The sequence below is a fragment of the Larkinella sp. C7 genome (assembly GCF_006149005.1).
Classification (GTDB): Bacteria; Bacteroidota; Bacteroidia; order Cytophagales; family Spirosomataceae; genus Larkinella.
Window position 1 is genome coordinate 702,156 of the sequence record NZ_VBSL01000002.1, and the last position, 21,486, is coordinate 723,641.

Genomic DNA, 21,486 nt, shown 5'->3' on the forward strand with positions numbered 1-21,486 from the left:
ATAGCCTTAAACCGGTTATCACTTTTAAATTTTACATTGATCATTTTACATTTTTCATTAATACGCTAATTCACTGCCAGCATTACATCATGACTTTCTTTTACCTGCTTACGTTTGCCCTGTTCGTTGTTTACATTGGCAACACCGCAGCCGGTATCAGCCGACGATCGCTGACCGAGTGGTTGCTGGTTTGCTTCATTCTATTTGCCGGCAGCGTTATCCTGACCGGGTATTGCCTCTCCGCATTCTATCTCACCGCTACCACACCGGTCTGGGCGTTTGCCGTTTTTCTGCCCTTAACGGTTTTGCGTCTGGTTTTTGGAAGGCTCGTCGATCAGCCGCGCTGGTCGGTCGGTTCGTTGCTGCGGGAAAGGCGGGCAACGTTTGGCAACTGGTACCGCTCCCTGTCCCTCTATTTCAAGGTTCTCTTTACGACCCTGCTGGCAACCTTATCCGTCATTGCCATCACCAACCTGCTGCTGGTGCTGCTCACACCCCCGAACGAATGGGACAGCATGACCGGCCACCTGAACCGGGTGATGCAATACATCCAGCGCGGCAGTATGCGGCATTTTGGCGGTACGAACTGGAACATCGACACCTACCCCAAAAGCGTCTGTACGATCCAGATTTATTCCTTTCTGATCACCGGCCGCTTCGAAAATGCCTTCAAACTCATCCACCATCTCTCCTACTGGATGGCCATTATAGCGGTTTTCGGTATTGCCCAACGCATCGCCCGGAACCTGTCCGCCAGTTTTTTTGCCGCCCTGTGTTACGCCCTGCTGCCCGATTTTCTAATGCAGGCCGTTACGACCGAGACCGATATTGTGCTGACGGCCTACCTGGGGAGTTTCCTGTATTTCCTGTTTGCCTACCGCGAATCCGGCACGGAAACCACCCGCGATGCCCGGTATCTGTATCTGGCCGGGATCACCTTTGGCATTGCTTACGGCCACAAAGTCACGTTTACGCTGCTCCTGCCGTCATTGTTCGTCCTGATGATCTACACGGTTTTCTGGGCACCCACACCCTCGATCTTTTTCCAGCGACTCAAACACGTCGTACCGGCTTTCATCGTCGGTGTTTGTTTGTGGATGCTGCCAACGGGCTACCTCAAGAACATCGAAGTATTCGGCCACCCCATCGGGCCGCCGACCGCCCTGAAACACCAGTCGGTGGAACGCGCCGGGCCTTTGCGGAATTTGCTGGAACAAGGCAGCCGGAATGTCATTCGGTACGGATACGATCACATCAACCTCGACGGTTTGCGCAACACGCAGTGGGGCCTGGACGCCAACGTAATCATGCGAAAACCGCTGGTCAAACTGGAGGAAGTCACCAAAATGCGGCTGGATGAAGAAACCGATTTTTCGATTTTCCCCTTCGTTTTCAGCCGACGGTTTGAGTTTTACAACGCCAATCCCTACTGGGGCATCATCGGTTTCGGCCTGATTCTGCCGCTGGTTGCGCTTTCGTTGCTGGGTCTGCTGCGTTCGAAAGCCCACTTTTTCCTGGCGGGTGCCTTTGTGCTGCACTTTCTGGCGCTCTCCTATTCGGCGCCGTATGATCCTTTCAAAGGGCGGTATTTCATCGAAACCGGTTTGCTGGGGTCGCTCTTTTTACCCATCCTCTTTACGAACCGCTGGCTCAATATTGTGAAACCGGGCCGGGTGATGCTCAAAACGTATGTGGGTTTCGTCATCATCGTCGGGTGTCTTTCCGCCCTGTTTACGGTTTTCCTGAACGAGCGCTGTTTGCCGCTTCCAGCCTATGGGCGACCGTCGGCGTTCATTGCCGAGCGCATGTATTCGCAGATGATGTTCCGGCCCGATAGTTACGTGCCCTACAAACGGTTCGATACGCTGGTGCCGGAAAACGCGACAGTTGCCCTGGGCACCATCAACGACGATTTTGAATACCCCCTGTACGGCAAAAACCTGTCCCGGCGACTGATTGTGATCAATCCCTTCGAAAAAGGAGTGCAGCCCATTCCGAAAGAAGCGGATTACCTGTTTTTCTCGAAAAACGTCATCAAACCGCAGCCGGGCGATGTGCGGCTGGGAACCGACACCACCATGACCCACCTGATCGTACCGGGTGAGGATTATTATTTGCGAAAATTGAAGTAGCCGGACTTTCGAAGCCGGATTCCACACAAAAGACGGTTTTTGAAAACCGTTTACTGAGATGACCATTGCCATCATGCAGCCCTATATTTTGCCTTACATCGGATACTTGCAACTGATGAACGAGGTCGATAAATTTATTTTTTACGACGACGTGGCTTTCATCAACCGGGGCTGGATAAACCGAAACCGGATTCTGGTGAACGGCAAGGATTTTATGCTCACGGTGCCGCTCAAGGATGCCAGCCAGAACAAACGGATTGCCGACATCCACCTGAGCGACGATCCGAAATGGCGGCAAAAATTGCTGCAAACCCTCGGTCAGTCGTATCGGAAAGCGCCTTTTTATAAAACGGTATTCCCCTTGCTGGAAAAAATCGTAAACTTGGAGGTTCGAACGATTGCCGAACTGGTTCGTGAAAGTTTTCCCTTGCTCAACGATTACCTGGGTATTCAGACGGAACTGGTGCCGTCGTCGGATGTGTACAACAACAGCGAACTCCGGGGGCAGGAACGGATTCTGGACATCTGTCTGCAGGAAAAAGCAACCCGGTACATCAATCCCATTGGGGGCATGGAACTCTATGACCGGCAGCGGTTTGCCGACGCGGGCATCGAGTTGTTTTTTATTCAGTCAAAACGGGTGGAATATCCCCAGTTTCAGAACGAATTTATACCCTGGCTCTCCATCGCCGACGTGCTGATGTTCAACGACGTACCGGCGGTACAGGAGATGCTGAAAGAGTTTGAGTTAATTTAATGGTTAGAGGGCTTGATGGTTTAACGGTTAATAGGGTTAGGAGCAACTCAACCATTTTAAACCGTTTAACCATCCAACAATTTTACTTTCTATGGCAAAAGTGATCATCTTCGGCGTACTGGATACCGCCGAACTCGCGCATTTTTATTTAACGCACGACTCTGAACACGAGGTGGTTGCGTTTGCCCTCAATCGGGATTATCTGAAAGAAACCGAGTTCAAGGGGCTTCCGGTGGTCGCTTTTGAAGAGATTGAAACGGTGTATCCCCCGCAGGAATTCAAATTTTTCGCGCCCATGACGGGCCGGAAAATGAACAAAAACCGGGAGAAGATCTACCTCGAAGCCAAGGCGAAAGGATACGAGTGCATTTCGTACGTCAGTTCCAAAGCAACGCTCTTCAACAACCCCATCGGCGAAAACTGCTTTATTCTGGAGGACAACACGATTCAGCCTTTCACCACCATCGGCAACAACGTCGTGTTGTGGAGCGGCAATCACATTGGCCACCACGGACAGATCAAGGATCACGTCTTTTTCACGTCGCACGTCGTCCTGTCAGGTCACTGCGTGGTTGATTCCTACAGCTTTTTCGGCGTCAACAGCACCATCCGTGATTACCTGCACATTGCCGAAGGCACGCTGGTGGGCATGGCCGCTGCCGTCATCAAATCGACCGAAGCCTGGGGTGTTTACATGGGCAATCCCGCCGAAAAACGCCCCATTCCGAGTCACAAAGTTTATTAACCATTTTTCTCTTGACCAGGATACTTTTTATCGGCCACGATGCCAACCGGGCCGGCGCACAATATTTACTGCTTCACCTGCTGACTTACTTACAAAAGTCGGGAGTCGAAACGGCCTTGTTGCTGGGGGATGGCGGACCGCTCCTGCCCGACTACGAACGGGTTACCAGGGTCTACGCCGGTTTTGTTCCGCCCGCGCCACCACAGCCCAATGGCCTGATTACCCGGGCTTTCAAGCGGCTCGGGGTTGGAAATTCGAGCCAGGACAACGATCCCAGAAGCGAGCTTTTTGCAGAACTGCTTCCCGTTTTACAAGCGCAGTCGTTTGATCTGATCTTTTCAAATACCATCGCCAACGGTGGTTTATTGCAGCGGCTTCAACCATTGGGATTGCCCTTTGTTTCCTACGTTCACGAACTGGAAACATCGATTCATATTTATACCAAACCGGATGAACTGCGCTACCAGCTCGACCACGCCACCTTGTTTCTGTGTGGTTCGGATGCCGTTCGGCAGAATCTGATTCAGAATCACGGGCTGGCCCCCCCAAAAACCAATGTGCTCAATTCGCTCATTCGCACCGAATCGCTGCTGAACACGCTGCAAAGCGTGGATCAACCCGCAATTCGCACCCGGCTGGGCATTCCGACCGATGCCGTGGTGGTGGGTGGCTGCGGCAATGCCGAATGGCGCAAAGGCGTGGATCTGTTCGTCCTGATGGCGCAGCAGGTGCTGAAAACGCACCCCGACACCTATTTTGTCTGGATCGGTGTTCCCAAAACGGGCGAAGAATACCGCCGGTTGACCTACGACCTGGAACGGATGCGACTCAACGAGCGCGTGATCCTGATCGAACCGGGGGGCGATTACCTGAACTATTTTGCCTGTTTTGACATCTTTACCTTAACCTCGCGCGAAGATCCGTATCCGCTGGTGATTCTTGAAGCGGGCCTGAACCGAATCCCGGTTTTGTGCTTCCGGGACTCGGGCGGCAGTCCGGATTTTGTCGGGGAGGATACGGGTTGTCTGGTGGCGTATTCCGACGTTACGGCCATGGCCGACGTAATCCGGCGGCTGGCCGACGTACCAGACGAACGCAGCCGGGTTGGGGCGATTTTTTACCAGCGGGCCATGAATCACGATGCCGGAGTGCTGGTGCCCCGTCTGCTGGCCATTCTTGAAACCGCATTGAATGAACACACTCCCTAGCATGGTCGTTGGAAACGGTATGATTGCCCGGCGTTTTTCAGCTTTCTACGACCGGGATGATGTTCTGATTTTTGCCTCCGGGGTTTCCAATTCCAAGGAAAACCGTGCGTCGGCGTTTGCCCGCGAGAAAAAGCTTGTGGAAGAATCCATCGCGTCGTCCGGAAACCGGCTGTTTGTTTATTTCAGTACATGCAGCGTCACCGACCCCACCGAGCAGGGTTCTCCGTACGTGACCCACAAGTTGTTTCTGGAAGATTACATCGCCGGAAATTGTAAAAACTACCTGATTATCAGAGCTTCGAACGTAGTGGGTGCAACGGAAAACCCGCACACGGTGTTGAATTTCTTTGTCAACCGCATCCGCAACCACGAACCGTTCGACGTCTGGCAGGGTGCCACCCGGAATCTGATCGATGTCGATGATGTATACCAGATTGTGACGGCGTACATCAGCCGTGGACCGGGCGAATGGAACCAGATGATCAATGTGGCCAATCCGTACAGCGTCAAACCGCTGGACATTGTGCAGGCCATTGAAGAGCAACTTGGCTTGCAAGCCCTTTACCGGCTGATCGATAAAGGCAAACCGTTTGAAATTGATACCACCCAAAGTGCGGCTGTTTTACAGGACCAACGCGCTGATCTTCAGCCCGAACGCTACCTGAAACACCTCTTGCAGAAATATTACGCATGACGCTAGCTTTCACGATTTGTTCGATCAACTACCTCGCTCAGGCCCGAACCCTGGGTGATTCGCTGCGGCAAACCAATCCCGACTGGCAGTATGTGATCGGTTTGGTCGATAAGCTGGATCAGGCCCACCTGCCCCCTGAGTTGGTTCCCGCCTATCCGATGCTGGAAATCGACCAGATTGACATCGAGGATTTTGCGGGCATGTGCGAGCGGTACGACATCACGGAGTTGAATACCGCCGTCAAACCGTTTTACATCGACTACTTTTTCAAACACTATTCCGACGCCACCGAAGTCATCTATTTTGACCCGGACATCATTGTTTTTCAGCCGCTTACCCGGCTGAAACAGCATTTGAGCGAATACAACCTGGTGGTGACCCCGCACATTTGCCAACCCATTACCGACTGGCTGATTCCCAATGAATTAAACCACCTGAACACCGGCACCTACAACCTGGGGTTTATTGGATTGCAGAAAAGCGAGGAGTCCAACCGGTTTGTACAATGGTGGAAAAAACGGCTCGTAAACGAGTGTCGCATCGACCTCTGCAACGGGTTGTTCGTCGATCAGCACTGGGTAAATTTTGCCCCGATCTATTACGATAAGGTCTGGATTGAAAAACATCCCGGCTACAATGCCGCCTACTGGAACCTCCACGAGCGGTTTTTCTCGGAGCAGGCTGGCGTCTGGAAAGTGAACGAAACGGCGGATTTGCAGTTTTTCCACTATAGTGGCTACGGGATTCATAAACCGCAGGAAATCTCCAAATACCAGAATCGGTTTACCTTTGCACAACGCCCCGATGTGGTCCCGTTGTTTGAACTCTACCGGCAGCGACTGTTTGATAATCAGAACGAAACGTACCGGAATTACCCTTGTTTTTACATCAAGCCACCGAAAACGCTGTATTACCAAAGCGTCCGAAAAGCCCTGAAATCGCCAATCGATCGTTTGATTTCAGTGCTCGAAAACCGGTGATTAGTTTACGGGTTTACGGTTTACAGTTTTCAGTTGGCTGACGGGTTCCAATACGTGCGTCAGCCAACCGAAAACCGAAAACCGTAAACTGAAAACCGAAAAATGAACAAATTACGTAAAAGTCCGCAGGTCGCCTGTGTGGTCATTCCGGTTTATCAATCGTCGCTGACGGCGTATGAACAAATTTCGCTCACGCAGTGCCTGCGCGTGCTGGGTCAGCACCCGATTATTCTGGTAACCCCCCGTTCCCTGGATGTATCGTACCTGACCCAGCCGCATCCGCAGCTTCAGGTGCGGACGTTCGACGATGCGTTTTTCAAGGACGTGCAGTCTTATAACCGGCTGATGCTTTCGGAAGACTATTACCAGGCCTTTACGGATTTTGAATACATGCTGATCTACCAGTTGGATGCGTTTGTGTTTCGGGATGAACTGACGGAGTGGTGCCGGAAGGGTTACGAATACATCGGGGCTCCCTGGCTCCGCGACCGCGATTTTACTGACTGGAAGGACGAAACCGTGTTCAACATCAAGAAAAAAATCGCCATCTGGCTGGATCTGAAGAAAGACGATGGGGTTACCCCGCGTGAAATTACCTCCCTCAACGGGGTGGGCAATGGCGGCTTTTCGCTGCGCAAAATCCCCTCGCTGCTGCGCTGGATTCGTTTTTATAAGAAGAAAATTGCCGATTACGAGAAAATTCACGCGCATCAATACAACGAAGATGTGTTCTGGGGCATTGAAATAAATCGGTATTTTCCCCTGATCAGCGTTCCGGATTTTCGGACGGCACTGCGGTTTTCGGTCGAGTTTTATCCCGAACGCGCCATTCAAACCTATAACAAAGGCCAGTTACCCTTCGGTTGCCACGCCTGGAACATTCACGGAACCGACTACTGGCGGCCCATCTTTGCAACCTATGGCTACACCATCTGATCCGACCCAGCCGACGATCTCGGTGGCACTTTGCACCTACAACGGCGAAGCCTATCTGGAAACCCAGCTAGGAAGTATCCTGAAACAGAGCCGGTTACCTACCGAGCTGGTCGTCTGCGACGATGATTCGACCGACCAGACGCGGGCGATCCTGGAAAAGTTTGCCGCCAAAGCGCCCTTTCCCGTCCAGATCATCCGGAATGCGACCCGCCTGGGATTCAATAAAAACTTTGAAAAAGCCCTGTCGCTTTGCAATGGTGAGTTGATTTTTATCTGCGATCAGGACGACTGGTGGTTGCCCGAAAAAATCGAAACACTCGCCAACTACCTGATTCAGCATCCGAAGATCGATCTGGTTTTTAGCAACGCTGTCATTGCCGACACCAGCCTGAACAACACCGGGCGTCTGTTTTGGGATGCCGTGCGGTTTACCGAACCCATCCGCGAGCGCTGGCGCCGGGGCGAAGCGGTGGAAGTGTTGCTGGACGGCAACCGGGTGATGGGCTGCACCTCGGCCCTGCGTCGGCGATTGCTGGCGTCGTTTTTGCCCATTCCAAACCTGCCCAATTACATTTATGACGGCTGGATGGGTTTGGTGACAGCCGCCAAAGGAACGATTGACTTTTATGAAAAACCGTTGGTTTGGTACCGAACCCATGAAAAACAGCAGGTTGGCACCCGTCCGCCGGAGGCCGGAAAACCGGTGCGGTTCAAAGACCGGTTTTCGCGCCCACACCAGGAGAAACTGGCCCCGCTGATTCGCAAGCACCAGGAATTGAAGGATTTATACACCCTGGTAACGCAACGAATCGCAGCTAAAACACCGGGAATCGAACAGTTTGAACGGCGGCTGGCGCATTATGCCCGGCGAAGCACGATGCCCGACGGGCGGTTTTCCAGGATCGGTTCGGTTGTTCGGGAACTGGTGGCGGGAAATTACCACCGCTATGCCGATCAGGAAGCGAATCAGTATGCGCCTTTTCTGGCGGCTTTGGGTGATTTAGTAGAGTAACCGACTTATGATAACATTTCTGACCGTTTGCACCATCCGACAACTGCCGCAAGCCCTCGCTCTGGGCGAAAGTTTGCAGCAACAGCATCCCGGCGAGTCGTTCGTCATTGGGCTTTGTGATGAAGCCTCTAACCTGCCGACCGGTTTTCAAATCCCGTATCCGGTGGTTTTGATCAGCGAGCTGGCAATTCCGGATCTGGCGCAGCTTTCGCAACAATACACCCCCGCCGAAATGGTGGCAGCCTGCAAACCGCTGTTTATCAGCCACGTCTATAAAAATCAGACGCAAAGCGACTGGCTGGTCTATCTCGATCCGTCTGTTGTTCTGTACCAACCACTGACGGACTTGCCAAACCGGTATGCCGATGCGACGCTTGTGCTGACGCCACATTTACTCAAACCGGTGACGGACAATGCCTTTCCGGACGAAAAGTACCTTCAGAATATCGGTTTATACACTTCCGGTTTTCTTGGTCTGAAACGGTCTGCCGAAGCTGCCCGGTTTCTGGGCTGGTGGAGTCAGCGGGTGCCCGAACGCGCGTTTGCCCGGCCCTGCGAAGGCATGTATACCGACCAGATCTGGCTGGCGCTCACCCCCGGATTGTTTGAAGGCGTTACGATCGTGAAAAACCCCGGCTGGCACCTTGGCTTATGGAATCTGCACGAACGACCCATGACGGAAAACACGCCGGTTATTTTCGTGAATTATAAAGGCATGGTCGATCAGGAAGGCTATTTTCAGGCGCAGGACCGGATTCGGATTTCGGCATTCCCGACGATTAAAAAGTGGCTGGGCGACTACCAAACCCGCCTGCGCGCCTTCGACCGGAATGGGCTGGCGTCAGTTGTGCCGGCCTATGGTCTTCAGCCCTTCAAACCGCCGGTGAAAGGCTGGCGCAAAAAAGCCGTCGAGACACTGCGGGAAACCGTTCAGTTTATCGAAACGGTCGATATTCCCCGGAAAATGTAAGTACTCAAAAACCCCATTGCTCATTATTCATTGTGCATTGTTCATTCTTGACTATTCTTTTCTCTATCTTTGTGTAGATATTAAAAAAATACAATTGCCTTCTTAATCGGATCAGGCCAATTGAGGTATTTTTAAAATCGTATAAAACGAATACGCTATGCTATCGTCATTGAAAGAATTATTTACCTGGCGGAGAATACACCTGATGCGGTATGTCGTCGGTATTTTAATGGTTATTGACGGCTATCCCCTGATTTTCTTCTTTAAGGAAACGCTTCGCATTGCACCGGGAAGTACGGCTTTTACGGCGGCTTTTCTGGCACTGGGTTTCGCGTTGATGATCCCTTTTCACTTTCTACGCAAACTTTACCGCCTGAACACCAACCTGTTGAACATGGCACTGCTGTTTTTTATCGTGATCATTTTCTACATGGCTTTTTACCGCGATCAGTGGTTTCGGGACGGAACGATGGATACGATTTATTACATTTACGTAGCGTTGTTTTTGTTTCTGCTGATCAACATACCAAACGATATCATTGAGGTTTTTGTACCGATTGTGATTGCCTTCACGGTGGTTTCCAACCTTGCTCTGGTGTATGCCCTGATGACCGACCCTACCTGGAACATTGGTCAACGGGCTGCTATTCAGTATGGTGAGGGCGAATACCGATCCGGAAACCCCCACGTTTTTGCCCGGAATGCGTTAATGTGCGTCGTAGCCTGCGGTATCTGGGCGTTCCGGCCCCAAACGGGTTTTGTCGTCCGGATTCTGGCCCTGGGTTCCTGTATTTTCAGTATGGGCATTCTGGTGATGACGCAAACCCGTTCGAGCATCGTGGCCCTGATCCTGATTATCGGACTGTTTTTCATGTTCAATATCCGCCCACGGCAGATCAAAGACGCCGTTCGTGGTATGACGCGCCCGGCTTCGCTGTTGCTGTTTTTCGTGGCATTCATGGGTATTTCCTATTTTATGCGCAAGAACGGTGATCTGATCGCCATCCTCTACGGTTATGCCGTCGCCTTCATTGAACGAAATCTGGAGAACGTGTATGCCGTTTTGGGGATGAAGGTTCAGAATCAGTTTGCAGCCACCCTGGATGCTTCGGCGGGCAACCGGGCCACCAGTTTTGTATACCTGCAAAACATCCTGGAAGGTCACATTCACGTTATCCTCGTCGGGCAGGGCTACAAGTCCACCTACCTGGATGTGCCGCTGATGGAAGCCCTGATCAACCACGGAATTCCCGGTTTTGTAACATTTACGGCCTTCTGTTTCTCGGCCCTCTTCTACAGCCTGAAGACCATCCGCGACAACCCCGACACCCTTTCGACCTTCCTGGCGTACTTCTACATGATGCTGTTCGTCCAGTTGTTTACGAACGGTCGTCCCTACGAAATCTCGTTCTGGCACCCGTTCTGTCTGATGATCCGGTTTGTGGGAATTAGTCATCTATACCCCCCCAACCTGCTCAATCATCCGGTGGTTAAACCGGCACTCTGAGGCCTTACCCCATCTCTATGAAGATTTTGATTGTTCACAACATCCTGTGGGCACACTATAAAGCAACCGTTTTCAGTGAACTCCATCGGCTGGCTTCGGCCTTTGGCAGCACTGTTCATGTGTTGCAGATTGCTCAAAGCGAACAATCCCGGGCACTGTTGGGAAAACCGGATCAATTGCCGGATCAATACAGCTACGAACTGTTGTTTGATACGGACATCGAGCAGGTCAGCACCTCCGCCAAAAGCAGGGCGCTGGTCAGCCGGATGCGCGCCTATGCTCCCGATGTGCTGTTGCTGACGGGTTACTACGACCCCGCCCAGTTGATCCTGCTGGCAATTGCCAAAGTCAGCGGCATCAAAGTCATCATTCAGACCGAATCCACCCCCGTCGATCTGGTGCGCAACGGCCCACGAGAGTGGCTGAAAAGGCGCATTATTTCGCTGGCCAACGGTTTTTTCTGTTTTGGAACTCCCCAGGCGCAGTACCTGATGCAATTGGGTGCCCGACCGGAACAGATTCTGGTGAAAAACAACGCCGTTGTCGACAACGCCAAACTGCGGCAGGTCTACGAACAGGCTTTTCCGACGCGGTTAGCGAAACAACGGGAGTTGGGTCTGAAACCGGCCAATTTTGTGTATGTGGGTCGCCTGGCCCCCGAGAAAAATCTGACGGCTTTGCTGGACGCTTTTCATCAGGCCCGGCAACAGGCTGCGGAGTCGACCGACTGGGGGTTGCTGCTGCTCGGCGACGGCAACGAGAAAGCGGTTCTTCAAACGCAGATTGAACGGCTTCATCTTCAGGAATTTGTCAAAATATTGCCCAATCAACCCTGGTACCGCGTTCCCGAAACACTGGCGCTGGCCGATGTCCTGGTGTTGCCCAGTTTGTCGGAGCCCTGGGGACTGGTGGTCAACGAAGCGATGGCCTGCGGGATGCCGGTGGTGGTGTCGGACCGCTGTGGCTGCGCGACCGATCTGGTGAAAAACGGTCAGAATGGCTACGTTTTCGACCCGCAACGGCCGGACGAACTCGTGAAAAGCCTGTTGAACTTTATGAACGAACGAGTTGACCGGAAAGCCATGGGGCGGGTTTCGGCCGACATCATTGCCGGTTTTACCCCGGAAACCGTTGCCCGGGAAATGCTGTCCGGATTTGTGAAAGTGACCCGTACTTAGTTATTTCGAACCATCGTATGCGAATCCTCCACATTTGTGCTTATACCTGGTCCATCGGTGGCCCGGCCCGGATGATTTACGACCATACGCAGGTTGCGGTGGCGGCAGGCCATCAGGTCGATATTCTGAGTCCGATGTCACCCGGCGACAAACTGTATCCGGCCCCGGAAGGCAGCCGGGTCATTCCCTGTCTGCGAACACCGTTCATCAGCCGTTTTTTTCGGGAAGTTTCGCTGGACCTTTACCGGTATCTCAAAGCCCACAGTGCCGACTACGACATCATTCATTGCCACGGTTTGTGGCATTTTGGCAGCATCGCCCCTTTTCTGGTCGACAAAACCGTGCCGAAAGTGATCACCATTCACGGTGTTCTGGATGCCTGGGCGCTGCGGCAAAGTCGCTGGAAAAAACAAACGATGGATTTTCTGGTCCAGAAGAAATTCATGGCCCGCGCCGATCTGATTCACATTCTGAACGAAGACGAGCGGCAGGATGTGGAAACCTATCTGGGCTATAAACACCCGCGAATCGTTCTGATTCCGAACGGAATTGAAGTAGCAGACTTTGCGGTTTTACCACCCCAGGGCCAGTTCAAGAAGGAATTCAACCTGGACGTCAACCAGCGAATGGTGCTGTTTATGAGCCGGTTGAACATCAAAAAGGGACTGGATCTGTTGTTACCGGCTTTTAGAGACTATTGCCGCCAGCATACGGATGCGGTGTTGGTGCTGGCCGGGTCCGACGACGGCTACCTGCTACAGACTCAGCAATTCATCAGCCAGAACGGACTGGAAAAACAGATTCGGCTGGTGGGAATGCTCACCGGCGAAACCAAACTGGCGGCTCTTTCCGATGCCGATGTCTTTGTGCTGCCTTCCTACTCCGAAGGCTTGTCGATGGCGGTTTTGGAAGCGATGGCCGCCGGGGTGCCGACGGTGATTTCCGACCGCGTGGGCCTGGGCCGCCATGTGGGCCAAATTCAGGCGGCTTGTCTGACCGATCTAAACCCGGAAGCGATTGGGAAACAACTGGATGCGGTTTTACACCAGGCCGACTACGCCGAAACACTGCGAAAAAATGCCCGCAAACTCGTCCGGAGCCAGTATGAAATCAAGGTAGTTGGTCATCAACTGCTTCAGGAATACCAAAATCTGGTTTTCAGTTCTCACCAACGCTCTGAATCCCATCCCGCATGAGTTCGATCTCCGTCATCATTCTGACCCACAACGAAGAAAAACACATTGGCCGGTGCATTGCCAGTTTGCTCCCGTTTACCAAACAGATTTTCATCGTCGACTCCTTTTCAACCGATCAAACCGTTGAAATTGCCCGGGCGATGGGGGCCGTTGTCGTTCAGAATCCCTGGGTCAATTACGCGACGCAGTTCAATTATGGTATCCGCCACATTCCGTTCCAGACCTCCTGGCTCATGCGGATGGATGCGGATGAGTACGTTTTGCCCGAACTGGCAACCGAAATCAACACCCGGCTTACCACCCTGCCCGATGATGTCAGCGGTATTTACGTCAAACGCCGGGTGATGTTCATGAACCGCTGGATGCGTCACGGCGATTACTACCCGATCTGGCTGCTCCGAATCTGGCGCAGTGGTCAGGGCATTTGCGAGGAAAGCTGGATGGACGAACACATTAAGCTGTCGACGGGCCGTTCCATCCAGTTCGAGCATGATCTGGTGGATCACAACCTTAACAATTTAACGTGGTGGACACAAAAACATAACCTGTACGCCATCCGCGAAGTGATCGATATTCTCAACATTCGCTTTAACTTTGACCAGTCGATTCGGGTTGAACCGAAGTTTTTTGGAACGCAGGAACAACGCAAACGGTATCTGAAGCAGCGGTATGCGTCGCTGCCGCTCTTCACGCGGCCGGTGGTGTATTTTCTGTACCGGTACATCGTTCGGCTGGGTGTGCTGGACGGACGCCCCGGACTGATGTGGCATTTTTTGCAGGGACTCTGGTACCGGTTTCTGGTCGATGCCAAACTGTATGAAGTCTATCACCGGGTAGGTACGGATAAACAAGCGATTATAGATTTTTTCCGAACAGAATATGGAAAAGACCTCCAGGCCCGGCAGCCGGGTCAGCACTGACCTGTCGGTTTACAACAACAGTTGGTGGAACCCCGGCGGCTCCCGGCTCAAAATCATTCTGTGGTTTTTGGTGAGTTCGGTCTCCATCAATTCGTATCTGCCCCTTCCGGTACGGCTCAAAAAGTGGATTCTCACCCTATTTGGGGCCAAAATCGGGGTGGGGCTGGCCATCAAACCGGCGGTCAACATCAAATTCCCGTGGCTGCTCACCATCGGCGATTATGTCTGGATCGGCGAAGGCGTCTGGATCGATAACCTGGCTCCGGTCACGATCGGCAACCACGTCTGCATTTCGCAGGGAGCCATGCTCGAAACCGGTAATCACAATTACCGGAGCCGAACGTTCGATTTATTTGTTAAACCCATACACCTGGACAACGGCGTCTGGATCGGTGCGAAATCAGTCGTATGCCCCGGGGTTACCTGCCACTCTCACGCCATTCTTGCGGTGGGATCGGTGGCCACCCAGCCGCTCGAAGCCTACGGAATTTACCAGGGCAACCCGGCCGTCTGGGTTAAAAACCGCGAAATTCAATGAAAGTAACGATCATAACGGTGGTGTTCAATGGCGCAGGAACGGTTCGTGACAGCATCGAATCGGTGCTGAACCAGACCCATCCCGATATTGAATACATCGTCATCGATGGCAATTCGACCGACAACACGGCCGAGGTAGTCCGCTCCTACGGTTCCCGCATCACCCGCTTCGTGTCGGAGCCTGACAAGGGTTTGTACGATGCGATTAACAAAGGCATCCGGCTGGCGACGGGCGACATCATCGGTCTTATTAACGCCGACGATTTCTACCACCATTCCCAGGTAGTCGAAAAAGTGGTCCAGCTTTTCGAAAAAACGAACTGTGATGCCGTGTATGGTGACGTCATTTACGTCAATGCGGAAAATACGCAGAAAATTGATCGATACTGGAAAGTGGGCGAATACAAAGAGGGTGCCTTTCTATGGGGCTGGATGCCCCCCCACCCGACCTGCTTCATCCGTCGGTCGGTGTATGAAAAACTGGGCGGGTATACGCTCGAACTGAAAAGCTCGTCCGATTATGAACTGCTGCTGCGGTACATCCACAAACACAAAATCAAACTCAGTTACCTGCCCGAAGTACTGGTGACCATGCGTTCGGGCGGCATGAGCAACGCAACGCTAAAACACCGCTGGCGGGCCAATCGCGAAGACCGTCAGGGCTGGAAATTAAACGGTTTGCGTCCTTATTTTTTTACACTTTTTCTGAAACCATTAAGAAAACTTGACCAGCTTCTACCAAAGCTGTGAAAAATAAACGTTTTTTGCACCGCATGATAAAAATACTATACCACTTAGTCAGTTTTGATTGTACCAAAATTATAAAACAGTAACATTTACGCTCTGTCCCTGTGATTTTATAACCAACGTATCATCACACCTGTCCTTATGAATCTGGAATTGCTTCTTTCTTATATCCAAAATAAACTTACCGACGATTTGTTCCAACTGGGACTTTACCAGTGCCTACTGTCGTTTCTGGTCGCTTGTTTTGTAGCCGTCGTATCCATCCCTGTCGTCATCAAAATTTCGGAGTTGAAGTTTCTCATGGAGAAACCCGGCTCGCGCAGTTCCCACAAAACGGCCACCCCAACTTTCGGCGGAATTGCCATCTTTGCCGCCATTCTGATCAGCTATTTTCTCTGGCCGGCCATCGACCAGACCGATATTTACCGGACCAACCTGTCCATTGTCGGCATGTCGATTTTGTTTTTCATCGGGATCAAAGACGACATGGTGGGCATCGACCCCAACAAAAAGATTTTCTTCCAGGTGTTGCCATCCCTGATTCTGATTTTCTTCGGCAAACTGCGGATCGATTACCTTTACGGCATCTTCGGCCTGTATCACATCAATGATGTGTTTTCGGTGCTCATCACCTGCCTTATTTTCATCACGATCATCAACGCCATCAACCTCATCGACGGCATCGACGGCCTGGCGGGGGCCATTTCTACCCTGGCAGCGTTGACATTCGGAAGCTGGTTTCTGCTCACCAATCACTTTGCCATGGCGTGTCTGGCCTTCACCTTGTCGGGCGCACTGGTCGGTTTTCTGCGGTTTAACTTTTCGCACACCAGCAAGATTTTCATGGGCAACACCGGCTCGCTCATTCTGGGCTTCCTGCTGTCGTTTTTTGCCGTCCGGTTCATCAACCTGAACAACTCCTTCCGGTTCGATCCCACGTCGTTTTTCAACGCGCCGATCATTGCCATCGTGGTGCTGATCGTACCGATTTTCGACACCCTGCGGGTTTTTCTGGTGCGGATCATGGCTGGTCGTTCGCCTTTCTCGGCCGACCGCAACCACATGCACCACATCATGATCGACAACGGTCTGACGCACGCAGCGGCCACGGCGGTGCTTTGCACGATTTCGCTGGTGAATACGGTTTTGTTTTTCCTTTTTCACCGCGACATCACCAACACGGTTTCGCTGTTTATTCTGATCGGGATGTTTTTCCTCTATATGGCCACCGGCGTTTTTCTGAAGATGCGGGCGCGCGTTCAGGCTATTGACAAACAACGCCGGAAAGGTCTCTACGCCAGTCAATTGGTCAATGCCCTGTCCGGAAAAAACTTTTTGAGATACCTGTAACCAGCAACTCCGACGACGGTCTTCGCCAACAAACGGGATTCTCTTTTGTTATACGTCCATACTTAAAATGGACGAACCATGGAAAATCAGACCAAAGGAGACTCGGCCGCCGATTCCCCTAAACCCGGCAATTATCGTCAATCCCAATCAATGGAAAATGAGGACGGCCTGCCGCCCCTCTCCGAAGCCGATACGGCTCCGATGTACACCGATCTGGGTTTAGGCTCCGAAGATACCTACAACAAAGGCGACGACGAAGCCACGGACACACTGCTTTACACCGACACCCACACCGCCATCAACACTGCCGAAAACCGCTCCAACTCTCTGGCCTACGAGGGCGATATCGACGACTTGACGACGGAGATTGAGCCGGAACAAGAGTAAGTTTTCAGTATTCGATTTATCGTTTACGGGAGCTGGCGCATGTTTCTGGCCTAAGTTGTCAAATGTGTTAGCCCCCGTAAACGATAAATCGAACACCGTAAATCCACTTACGAATTCGTCTTCCCTTCACTCTTCAACTTCCCCTTCATGGCTTTCCGAAGCTTTTCTACTTTGGGCAGTGACACGCTCTGAATGTAGGGCTGATTGGGGTGCAGTCTGCAATAGTTCTGGTGATAGTTCTCCGCCGGATAAAACTCCTTCAACGGCAGGACTTCCGTTACCACCGGGTTTTTGTAGTGTTTGGAGGCATTGGTCCGCTGAATAGCGGCTTCAATGGCCTGTTTCTCCGCAGGAGTGCGGTAAAAGGCCACTGAACGGTAATCACGACCGACATCCGGTCCCTGGCGATTGAGGGTCGTGGGATCATGACCAGCGAAAAAAGCCTCTAACAGATCGTTGTAACTGATCACAGCCGGATCATAATATACCTGAACTGATTCGGCGTGGCCGGTTTCGTCGGTTCCTACCTGCTCATACGTCGGGTTTTTCACGAAGCCCCCGGCGTAACCCGAAATCACTTCCCGAACACCTTTCAGTTGGTCGAAGCCTTCTTCCTGCGCCCAGAAACAGCCGCCGGCAAAGGTCGCTACCGCTTCACCGGGTTTCAGAACCGGTAGTTTAGCCGGGTTGGTATCCTGTGTTTTTGCGGGCGTACATCCCACCAGGAACAGCAGACTCAACGCAACAATTTTAATGGATTTCATAACAAAGATTGGTTTATACTTTCTGAACAAATTCCAGCGAAACGCCGTTCAGGCAAGCCGGACGGCAGAGACCAGACAACTACCTTATCGGGTCGTCACCGGCGTTGTGACTTGCTGCGTCTGCACCACCACCCGAACGGTTACTTCATTTCCCATCAGCAGACCGGATTTTCCGACCTCATAATCCAGCCGGTTGAGCGTAAACTGACCTGAGAACGTAGCTGTCATTCCTTTCTGAACAATGGTGAGCGGGATCGTTACGGCGCGGGTGGTGTTTTTAATCGTCAGTTCAAACATGCCGGTATAGGCGTCGTTTTCCTGCCGTTCGACGCGGGTGGAGCGCAAACTGATCCGGGGATAGGTGGCTGCGTCGAAATACTCCTTTTTTTTCAGGTGATTATTCCGCAGACCAATACCCGTTTCGAGGGTCGCGGTTTCCACACTGGCCGAAAGCTGCGTCTTTTCGGGCAGGGCCGGGTCGAAAATCAGGTCTCCCGAAAAACCGCCGAAGGTACCGGTGACGGTCAGACCCGCATTCCGGATGCTGAACGTTACCGTTGCCTTGGTAGGTTTCCAGTGGATCTGGGCGACCGCGCTCAGGTCGATCACCAGAGCCGTTATCAGGGTTAGAAGGACGGTTTTCATCTTAAAAATGGTAGGCTAGCGCCAGCATCGGCATGGCATTTTTGCTGCGAAACCGGTCATTCTCGAAGGTTAATGTGCGGTCGGTAGTATACTCGACAAACTGAAACCCGATTCCGCCCCGTACACTCACTTTCGGCGTAAACCGATACCGGACGTACGCTTCGGAGTTCAAGCTCCCCCGGTCGCTGTCGCTGATCAACAGAATGTTAAACCGGGTCGGGCTGGCCGACTGCACCGTTCCACTCAGCGACGACCGCACCGGGGCATTGGCGTAGAAAACCCCGCTTTGCGACCCACCCAGCGTCACCCCAATGGCGTCGATGTTGATACCGACCTCAAACCGTTGCGTCAGGGCAAACTCGATGTGAATGCTGGCGTTGAGCGAGGTGGTACGGGTGCGGTTGAGTTGGAGTGTGTCCAGGTTGGCGAGAATGTTCTCGGTAAACAACGCGACAATGCTTTCGGTGCCGGACGTGAGCCGGGCTGGGGCCGTAATGTAGTCGAGCCTGCCGCCAAAAGCCGAGGTGAGCCGCAATCCATAGCCCAAACGAAACCGGTTTGAACGGCCGATGCCGTGCAATTGGTTGACCGTCAGAGCCGCCGTGCCGAAATCACGTTTGGCCGCAACGCCCAGATCGACGGTTCGGGTCAACGGTTTGTGGGGTGACTGTGCCCGACAGATGACCGGCAACGACAGGAGTAAAAAGACAAGGAATCGATTCATGACGGTTCGGGTTAAGAGACTATTGCAGTTTGGCGTGGCCGAATAAAACGCTGTAGGCCTTACACCAGATCAGGATGGTTCGCTGGCGGGCGGGATCGAACGAGGCTGGTGCTTCCAGAAAGAAGGAACCGGTATTGGTTAGTTTCTGTACTTCGATAAAATTGGTCAGGCTGGTATCTTCAGCAAGGTAAATCCGCAGATCCGGTCCGCCATCCGTACTGAAATTCTCAAACAGTATCGTTCGTTTGCCGGCTTTGTCATACACTTTTACCGTTCCTTTCACCGTATGGACATTGTTCATAAACATGCCTTCCACGAGCAGTTGCTGCCCCGTCGCGTCGAATATTTTGGTGTTATCGGTTGTGCTGACCGGCTTGTCAACCGTCCCGACCGGCGTCAGTTCCGGGTCTTGGGTACAGCCCGACAGTCCCCCCAAAATCACTACCCAAACCACAAACTGCCGCCAGCGCCCCGGGTACCGGATGGTGGCCACTACCTGTCGGTAGCTGACGGCCAACACGTACAGACAGGTGACCAGTACCGTCAGGGCGTAGGCAAACAGCAAGCCGCCATCGCCCTGAATTTCAACCCCTAAAACCGTCAAATGGGCACCAATGGCCCCGATCATGATGCCGACGCCCAGCAACGCCCCCATCCAACTGGTTCGGGGAATCAGCAGCAAAACCGACGCGAGGAGTTCGGCCACCCCGCTGGCAATCCGTCCGCCGGGTTCCATGTTCAGGGTTGAGAAGATATAAACGCTTTCGGGAGCGGCTGTAAATTTGAAAAACAGCGTCTGAAGCATGATGCCAGCGGCCACAAGCCGGGCCAGCCAGAGTACAAGGGATGTGAGTTTCATAGTGAATAAGAGATGGAGTGAATGAGATAAAATGGATCGTGGCCGACGGTTAATTCACCAGGGCTTTTTCCGACTGAGCGGGCGACGGTCTTTTTTGGTGGGCAACGGTAGCGTAGGCGACTCCGAAGTGGGCCGGTATCTGAACGTGCGGAAAAACCGCTTCCAGGCCAATGCGGATGATGGCACTGTGGTGAATGGCGTGTTCGATGTTGTAGAGCAGTTCGCGGTAAAACGTCGTCAGGATGGCCACATCCGGGATCGCGTCCGGCAAATACGACGCTTCCAGGTCCAGCAGGCGGTCTTCCGTACAACAAGCCAATTGTCCCATCATCTGCTGAATGGCAGCCACGGCTTCTGCCGGGCTGTTTTCCAGTGACTCCTGCCGAATCCGGCGGTCGTAATTGAGGTAACCGGTGTGGTAGGCCGTCAGCGAAAGCGCGTAAAATTCGATGATGTGCCGCAGGTGTTTCCCCACCGAACTCCCCATCAGCAAATCGAGCGGACGCGTGTATTCGTGGGGTTCAAGTTGGGCGATCACCGCCGTGAGCTGGCCCAACAGATGGGCCGAAGTGTCCTGCAATTTCATAAATAGGAAGGTCAGGCGTGGAAAAGTCGGTTAGTTGCTTAGTAGTTTTTGCCAGTTTTGATCGGCTTTGCGCTGCAGATTCGTCTCGTCTTTCTGCCACTTGGGCAGCGTATTGTTGAAAAAAGTGTGGTAGAACAGGTACAGCCGACCGTCGCGCACCTCGAACGTTTCCGGATCGATCTCCACTTTTTCGCCCGACTCACCCATCGCGTAGGCACACCAGCCGCCGTAAGCCGGGGCATACGATCCGGGGGCTTTCAGGAACCGGTCCCGGTTGGCAACCGACGCAAACCGGTACGTGGCTCCCTGATACTGGGTGGAAATCGTTTTCTGTCCTTTTGTGGCTTTTTTCACCGTGAAATAGGCTACCGGGTCGTAGCCCTGAATGGCCAGCCCGTCGTCCAGGTTGGCGTGTTTGGCAAGCGTGGCGTCCCGTTGTGCCTGTGCCGCCGAAAGCGTCAGGAGCCAAAGCAGGCTTCCTAAAATGAGTGGGGCAAACGGGTTCCGCGCCCGGATTAGGTGGGTGTTCATGTTTTTCAAGATTCGTCATCAATCAGGTAAACTCTCTATCCAGTAGCCAATAAACATGCCCCAGCGTGCCAGGTCCCTGAAAACACCGCCAGCAGTGCGGAAAGCGGTTTTTTAGAACGTT

23 protein-coding genes are annotated in these 21,486 nt (G+C 52.7%); 17 read left to right on the forward strand and 6 right to left on the reverse strand.

What is annotated here, in order from left to right:
* Positions 1-89 precede the first annotated feature (89 nt).
* The 17 genes from FH871_RS08030 to FH871_RS08110 all read left to right on the forward strand — a co-directional run bounded on the left by FH871_RS08030 (position 90) and on the right by FH871_RS08110 (position 17,256).
* Positions 90-2,132, forward strand: coding sequence for a glycosyltransferase family 39 protein (locus FH871_RS08030; protein WP_138990906.1), 2,043 nt, complete (start codon positions 90-92; stop codon positions 2,130-2,132).
* 58 nt (positions 2,133-2,190) lie between these two features.
* A complete protein-coding gene (locus FH871_RS08035; RefSeq protein ID WP_138990907.1) occupies positions 2,191-2,889 on the forward strand; it encodes a WbqC family protein in 699 nt (232 codons plus the stop codon).
* 91 nt (positions 2,890-2,980) lie between these two features.
* Positions 2,981-3,634 (forward strand): acetyltransferase, encoded by a 654-nt coding sequence (locus FH871_RS08040; RefSeq protein WP_138990908.1) that lies wholly within the window; start codon positions 2,981-2,983, stop codon positions 3,632-3,634.
* 11 nt (positions 3,635-3,645) lie between these two features.
* A complete protein-coding gene (locus FH871_RS08045) occupies positions 3,646-4,842 on the forward strand; it encodes a glycosyltransferase family 4 protein (RefSeq protein ID WP_138990909.1) in 1,197 nt (398 codons plus the stop codon).
* Positions 4,826-5,536, forward strand: coding sequence for an NAD(P)-dependent oxidoreductase (locus FH871_RS08050; protein WP_229317122.1), 711 nt, complete (start codon positions 4,826-4,828; stop codon positions 5,534-5,536). Before FH871_RS08045 ends, FH871_RS08050 begins: the two co-directional genes overlap by 17 nt.
* Entirely contained in the window at positions 5,533-6,516 is a 984-nt protein-coding gene (locus FH871_RS08055) for a glycosyl transferase (protein WP_138990910.1), read from the forward strand. The genes FH871_RS08050 and FH871_RS08055 overlap by 4 nt, the downstream gene beginning before the upstream one ends.
* A 102-nt stretch (positions 6,517-6,618) precedes the next feature.
* Positions 6,619-7,452, forward strand: coding sequence for a DUF5672 family protein (locus tag FH871_RS08060; protein ID WP_138990911.1), 834 nt, complete (start codon positions 6,619-6,621; stop codon positions 7,450-7,452).
* Entirely contained in the window at positions 7,436-8,464 is a 1,029-nt protein-coding gene (locus tag FH871_RS08065) for a glycosyltransferase family 2 protein (RefSeq protein WP_138990912.1), read from the forward strand. The genes FH871_RS08060 and FH871_RS08065 overlap by 17 nt, the downstream gene beginning before the upstream one ends.
* A gap of 7 nt (positions 8,465-8,471) precedes the next feature.
* On the forward strand, positions 8,472-9,434 hold the full coding sequence (locus FH871_RS08070) for a hypothetical protein (protein WP_138990913.1): 963 nt from the start codon (positions 8,472-8,474) through the stop codon (positions 9,432-9,434).
* Positions 9,435-9,591: 157 nt separating this feature from the next.
* Complete coding sequence (locus FH871_RS08075) at positions 9,592-10,941, forward strand: hypothetical protein (RefSeq protein WP_138990914.1); 1,350 nt, start codon at positions 9,592-9,594, stop codon at positions 10,939-10,941.
* Between the two features lie 17 nt (positions 10,942-10,958).
* Positions 10,959-12,119 carry a glycosyltransferase family 4 protein gene (locus FH871_RS08080; RefSeq protein ID WP_138990915.1) on the forward strand — a complete coding sequence of 387 codons (1,161 nt, stop codon included), beginning with the start codon at positions 10,959-10,961 and terminating at the stop codon, positions 12,117-12,119.
* 17 nt (positions 12,120-12,136) lie between these two features.
* Positions 12,137-13,315: a glycosyltransferase gene (locus FH871_RS08085; protein ID WP_138990916.1), complete on the forward strand. Its 1,179-nt coding sequence runs from the start codon at positions 12,137-12,139 to the stop codon at positions 13,313-13,315.
* The gene (locus FH871_RS08090) at positions 13,312-14,235 is read left to right on the forward strand and encodes a glycosyltransferase family 2 protein (RefSeq protein WP_138990917.1); all 924 of its coding nucleotides are present in this window, start codon (positions 13,312-13,314) and stop codon (positions 14,233-14,235) included. Before FH871_RS08085 ends, FH871_RS08090 begins: the two co-directional genes overlap by 4 nt.
* Entirely contained in the window at positions 14,195-14,773 is a 579-nt protein-coding gene (locus FH871_RS08095) for a WcaF family extracellular polysaccharide biosynthesis acetyltransferase (RefSeq protein WP_138990918.1), read from the forward strand. The genes FH871_RS08090 and FH871_RS08095 overlap by 41 nt, the downstream gene beginning before the upstream one ends.
* Complete coding sequence (locus tag FH871_RS08100) at positions 14,770-15,522, forward strand: glycosyltransferase family 2 protein (RefSeq protein WP_138990919.1); 753 nt, start codon at positions 14,770-14,772, stop codon at positions 15,520-15,522. The genes FH871_RS08095 and FH871_RS08100 overlap by 4 nt, the downstream gene beginning before the upstream one ends.
* Positions 15,523-15,660: 138 nt before the next feature.
* Complete coding sequence (locus FH871_RS08105) at positions 15,661-16,869, forward strand: glycosyltransferase family 4 protein (protein WP_138990920.1); 1,209 nt, start codon at positions 15,661-15,663, stop codon at positions 16,867-16,869.
* Between the two features lie 78 nt (positions 16,870-16,947).
* Entirely contained in the window at positions 16,948-17,256 is a 309-nt protein-coding gene (locus FH871_RS08110) for a hypothetical protein (RefSeq protein WP_138990921.1), read from the forward strand.
* A gap of 107 nt (positions 17,257-17,363) precedes the next feature.
* Here FH871_RS08110 and msrA read toward each other — a convergent pair whose 3' ends face one another.
* From msrA to FH871_RS08140, 6 genes are all read right to left on the reverse strand, one after another.
* On the reverse strand, positions 17,364-18,020 hold the full coding sequence (msrA, locus tag FH871_RS08115) for a peptide-methionine (S)-S-oxide reductase MsrA (RefSeq protein WP_138990922.1): 657 nt from the start codon (positions 18,018-18,020) through the stop codon (positions 17,364-17,366).
* Positions 18,021-18,104: 84 nt separating this feature from the next.
* The gene (locus tag FH871_RS08120) at positions 18,105-18,665 is read right to left on the reverse strand and encodes a YceI family protein (RefSeq protein WP_138990923.1); all 561 of its coding nucleotides are present in this window, start codon (positions 18,663-18,665) and stop codon (positions 18,105-18,107) included.
* 1 nt (position 18,666) lies between these two features.
* A complete protein-coding gene (locus FH871_RS08125) occupies positions 18,667-19,389 on the reverse strand; it encodes a hypothetical protein (protein ID WP_138990924.1) in 723 nt (240 codons plus the stop codon).
* 19 nt (positions 19,390-19,408) lie between these two features.
* Positions 19,409-20,248, reverse strand: a complete 840-nt coding sequence (locus tag FH871_RS08130) for a DM13 domain-containing protein (protein WP_138990925.1) — start codon at positions 20,246-20,248, stop codon at positions 19,409-19,411.
* Between the two features lie 49 nt (positions 20,249-20,297).
* Complete coding sequence (locus FH871_RS08135) at positions 20,298-20,834, reverse strand: DinB family protein (RefSeq protein ID WP_138990926.1); 537 nt, start codon at positions 20,832-20,834, stop codon at positions 20,298-20,300.
* Between the two features lie 30 nt (positions 20,835-20,864).
* Complete coding sequence (locus tag FH871_RS08140; protein ID WP_138990927.1) at positions 20,865-21,365, reverse strand: YHS domain-containing (seleno)protein; 501 nt, start codon at positions 21,363-21,365, stop codon at positions 20,865-20,867.
* Between the last annotated feature and the right edge of the window lie 121 nt (positions 21,366-21,486).

What these genes read in the sequence shown, in the direction of transcription:
- FH871_RS08030 (WP_138990906.1), top strand. Translation starts at nt 90, where the DNA reads ATGACTTTCTTTTACCTGCTTACGTTTGCCCTGTTCGTTGTTTACATT.
- FH871_RS08035 (WP_138990907.1), top strand. Translation starts at nt 2,191, where the DNA reads ATGACCATTGCCATCATGCAGCCCTATATTTTGCCTTACATCGGATAC.
- FH871_RS08040 (WP_138990908.1), top strand. Translation starts at nt 2,981, where the DNA reads ATGGCAAAAGTGATCATCTTCGGCGTACTGGATACCGCCGAACTCGCG.
- FH871_RS08050 (WP_229317122.1), top strand. Translation starts at nt 4,826, where the DNA reads ATGAACACACTCCCTAGCATGGTCGTTGGAAACGGTATGATTGCCCGG.
- FH871_RS08055 (WP_138990910.1), top strand. Translation starts at nt 5,533, where the DNA reads ATGACGCTAGCTTTCACGATTTGTTCGATCAACTACCTCGCTCAGGCC.
- FH871_RS08060 (WP_138990911.1), top strand. Translation starts at nt 6,619, where the DNA reads ATGAACAAATTACGTAAAAGTCCGCAGGTCGCCTGTGTGGTCATTCCG.
- FH871_RS08065 (WP_138990912.1), top strand. Translation starts at nt 7,436, where the DNA reads ATGGCTACACCATCTGATCCGACCCAGCCGACGATCTCGGTGGCACTT.
- FH871_RS08070 (WP_138990913.1), top strand. Translation starts at nt 8,472, where the DNA reads ATGATAACATTTCTGACCGTTTGCACCATCCGACAACTGCCGCAAGCC.
- FH871_RS08075 (WP_138990914.1), top strand. Translation starts at nt 9,592, where the DNA reads ATGCTATCGTCATTGAAAGAATTATTTACCTGGCGGAGAATACACCTG.
- FH871_RS08080 (WP_138990915.1), top strand. Translation starts at nt 10,959, where the DNA reads ATGAAGATTTTGATTGTTCACAACATCCTGTGGGCACACTATAAAGCA.
- FH871_RS08085 (WP_138990916.1), top strand. Translation starts at nt 12,137, where the DNA reads ATGCGAATCCTCCACATTTGTGCTTATACCTGGTCCATCGGTGGCCCG.
- FH871_RS08090 (WP_138990917.1), top strand. Translation starts at nt 13,312, where the DNA reads ATGAGTTCGATCTCCGTCATCATTCTGACCCACAACGAAGAAAAACAC.
- FH871_RS08095 (WP_138990918.1), top strand. Translation starts at nt 14,195, where the DNA reads ATGGAAAAGACCTCCAGGCCCGGCAGCCGGGTCAGCACTGACCTGTCG.
- FH871_RS08100 (WP_138990919.1), top strand. Translation starts at nt 14,770, where the DNA reads ATGAAAGTAACGATCATAACGGTGGTGTTCAATGGCGCAGGAACGGTT.
- FH871_RS08105 (WP_138990920.1), top strand. Translation starts at nt 15,661, where the DNA reads ATGAATCTGGAATTGCTTCTTTCTTATATCCAAAATAAACTTACCGAC.
- FH871_RS08110 (WP_138990921.1), top strand. Translation starts at nt 16,948, where the DNA reads ATGGAAAATCAGACCAAAGGAGACTCGGCCGCCGATTCCCCTAAACCC.
- msrA (WP_138990922.1), bottom strand. Translation starts at nt 18,020, where the DNA reads ATGAAATCCATTAAAATTGTTGCGTTGAGTCTGCTGTTCCTGGTGGGA.
- FH871_RS08120 (WP_138990923.1), bottom strand. Translation starts at nt 18,665, where the DNA reads ATGAAAACCGTCCTTCTAACCCTGATAACGGCTCTGGTGATCGACCTG.
- FH871_RS08125 (WP_138990924.1), bottom strand. Translation starts at nt 19,389, where the DNA reads ATGAATCGATTCCTTGTCTTTTTACTCCTGTCGTTGCCGGTCATCTGT.
- FH871_RS08130 (WP_138990925.1), bottom strand. Translation starts at nt 20,248, where the DNA reads ATGAAACTCACATCCCTTGTACTCTGGCTGGCCCGGCTTGTGGCCGCT.
- FH871_RS08135 (WP_138990926.1), bottom strand. Translation starts at nt 20,834, where the DNA reads ATGAAATTGCAGGACACTTCGGCCCATCTGTTGGGCCAGCTCACGGCG.
- FH871_RS08140 (WP_138990927.1), bottom strand. Translation starts at nt 21,365, where the DNA reads ATGAACACCCACCTAATCCGGGCGCGGAACCCGTTTGCCCCACTCATT.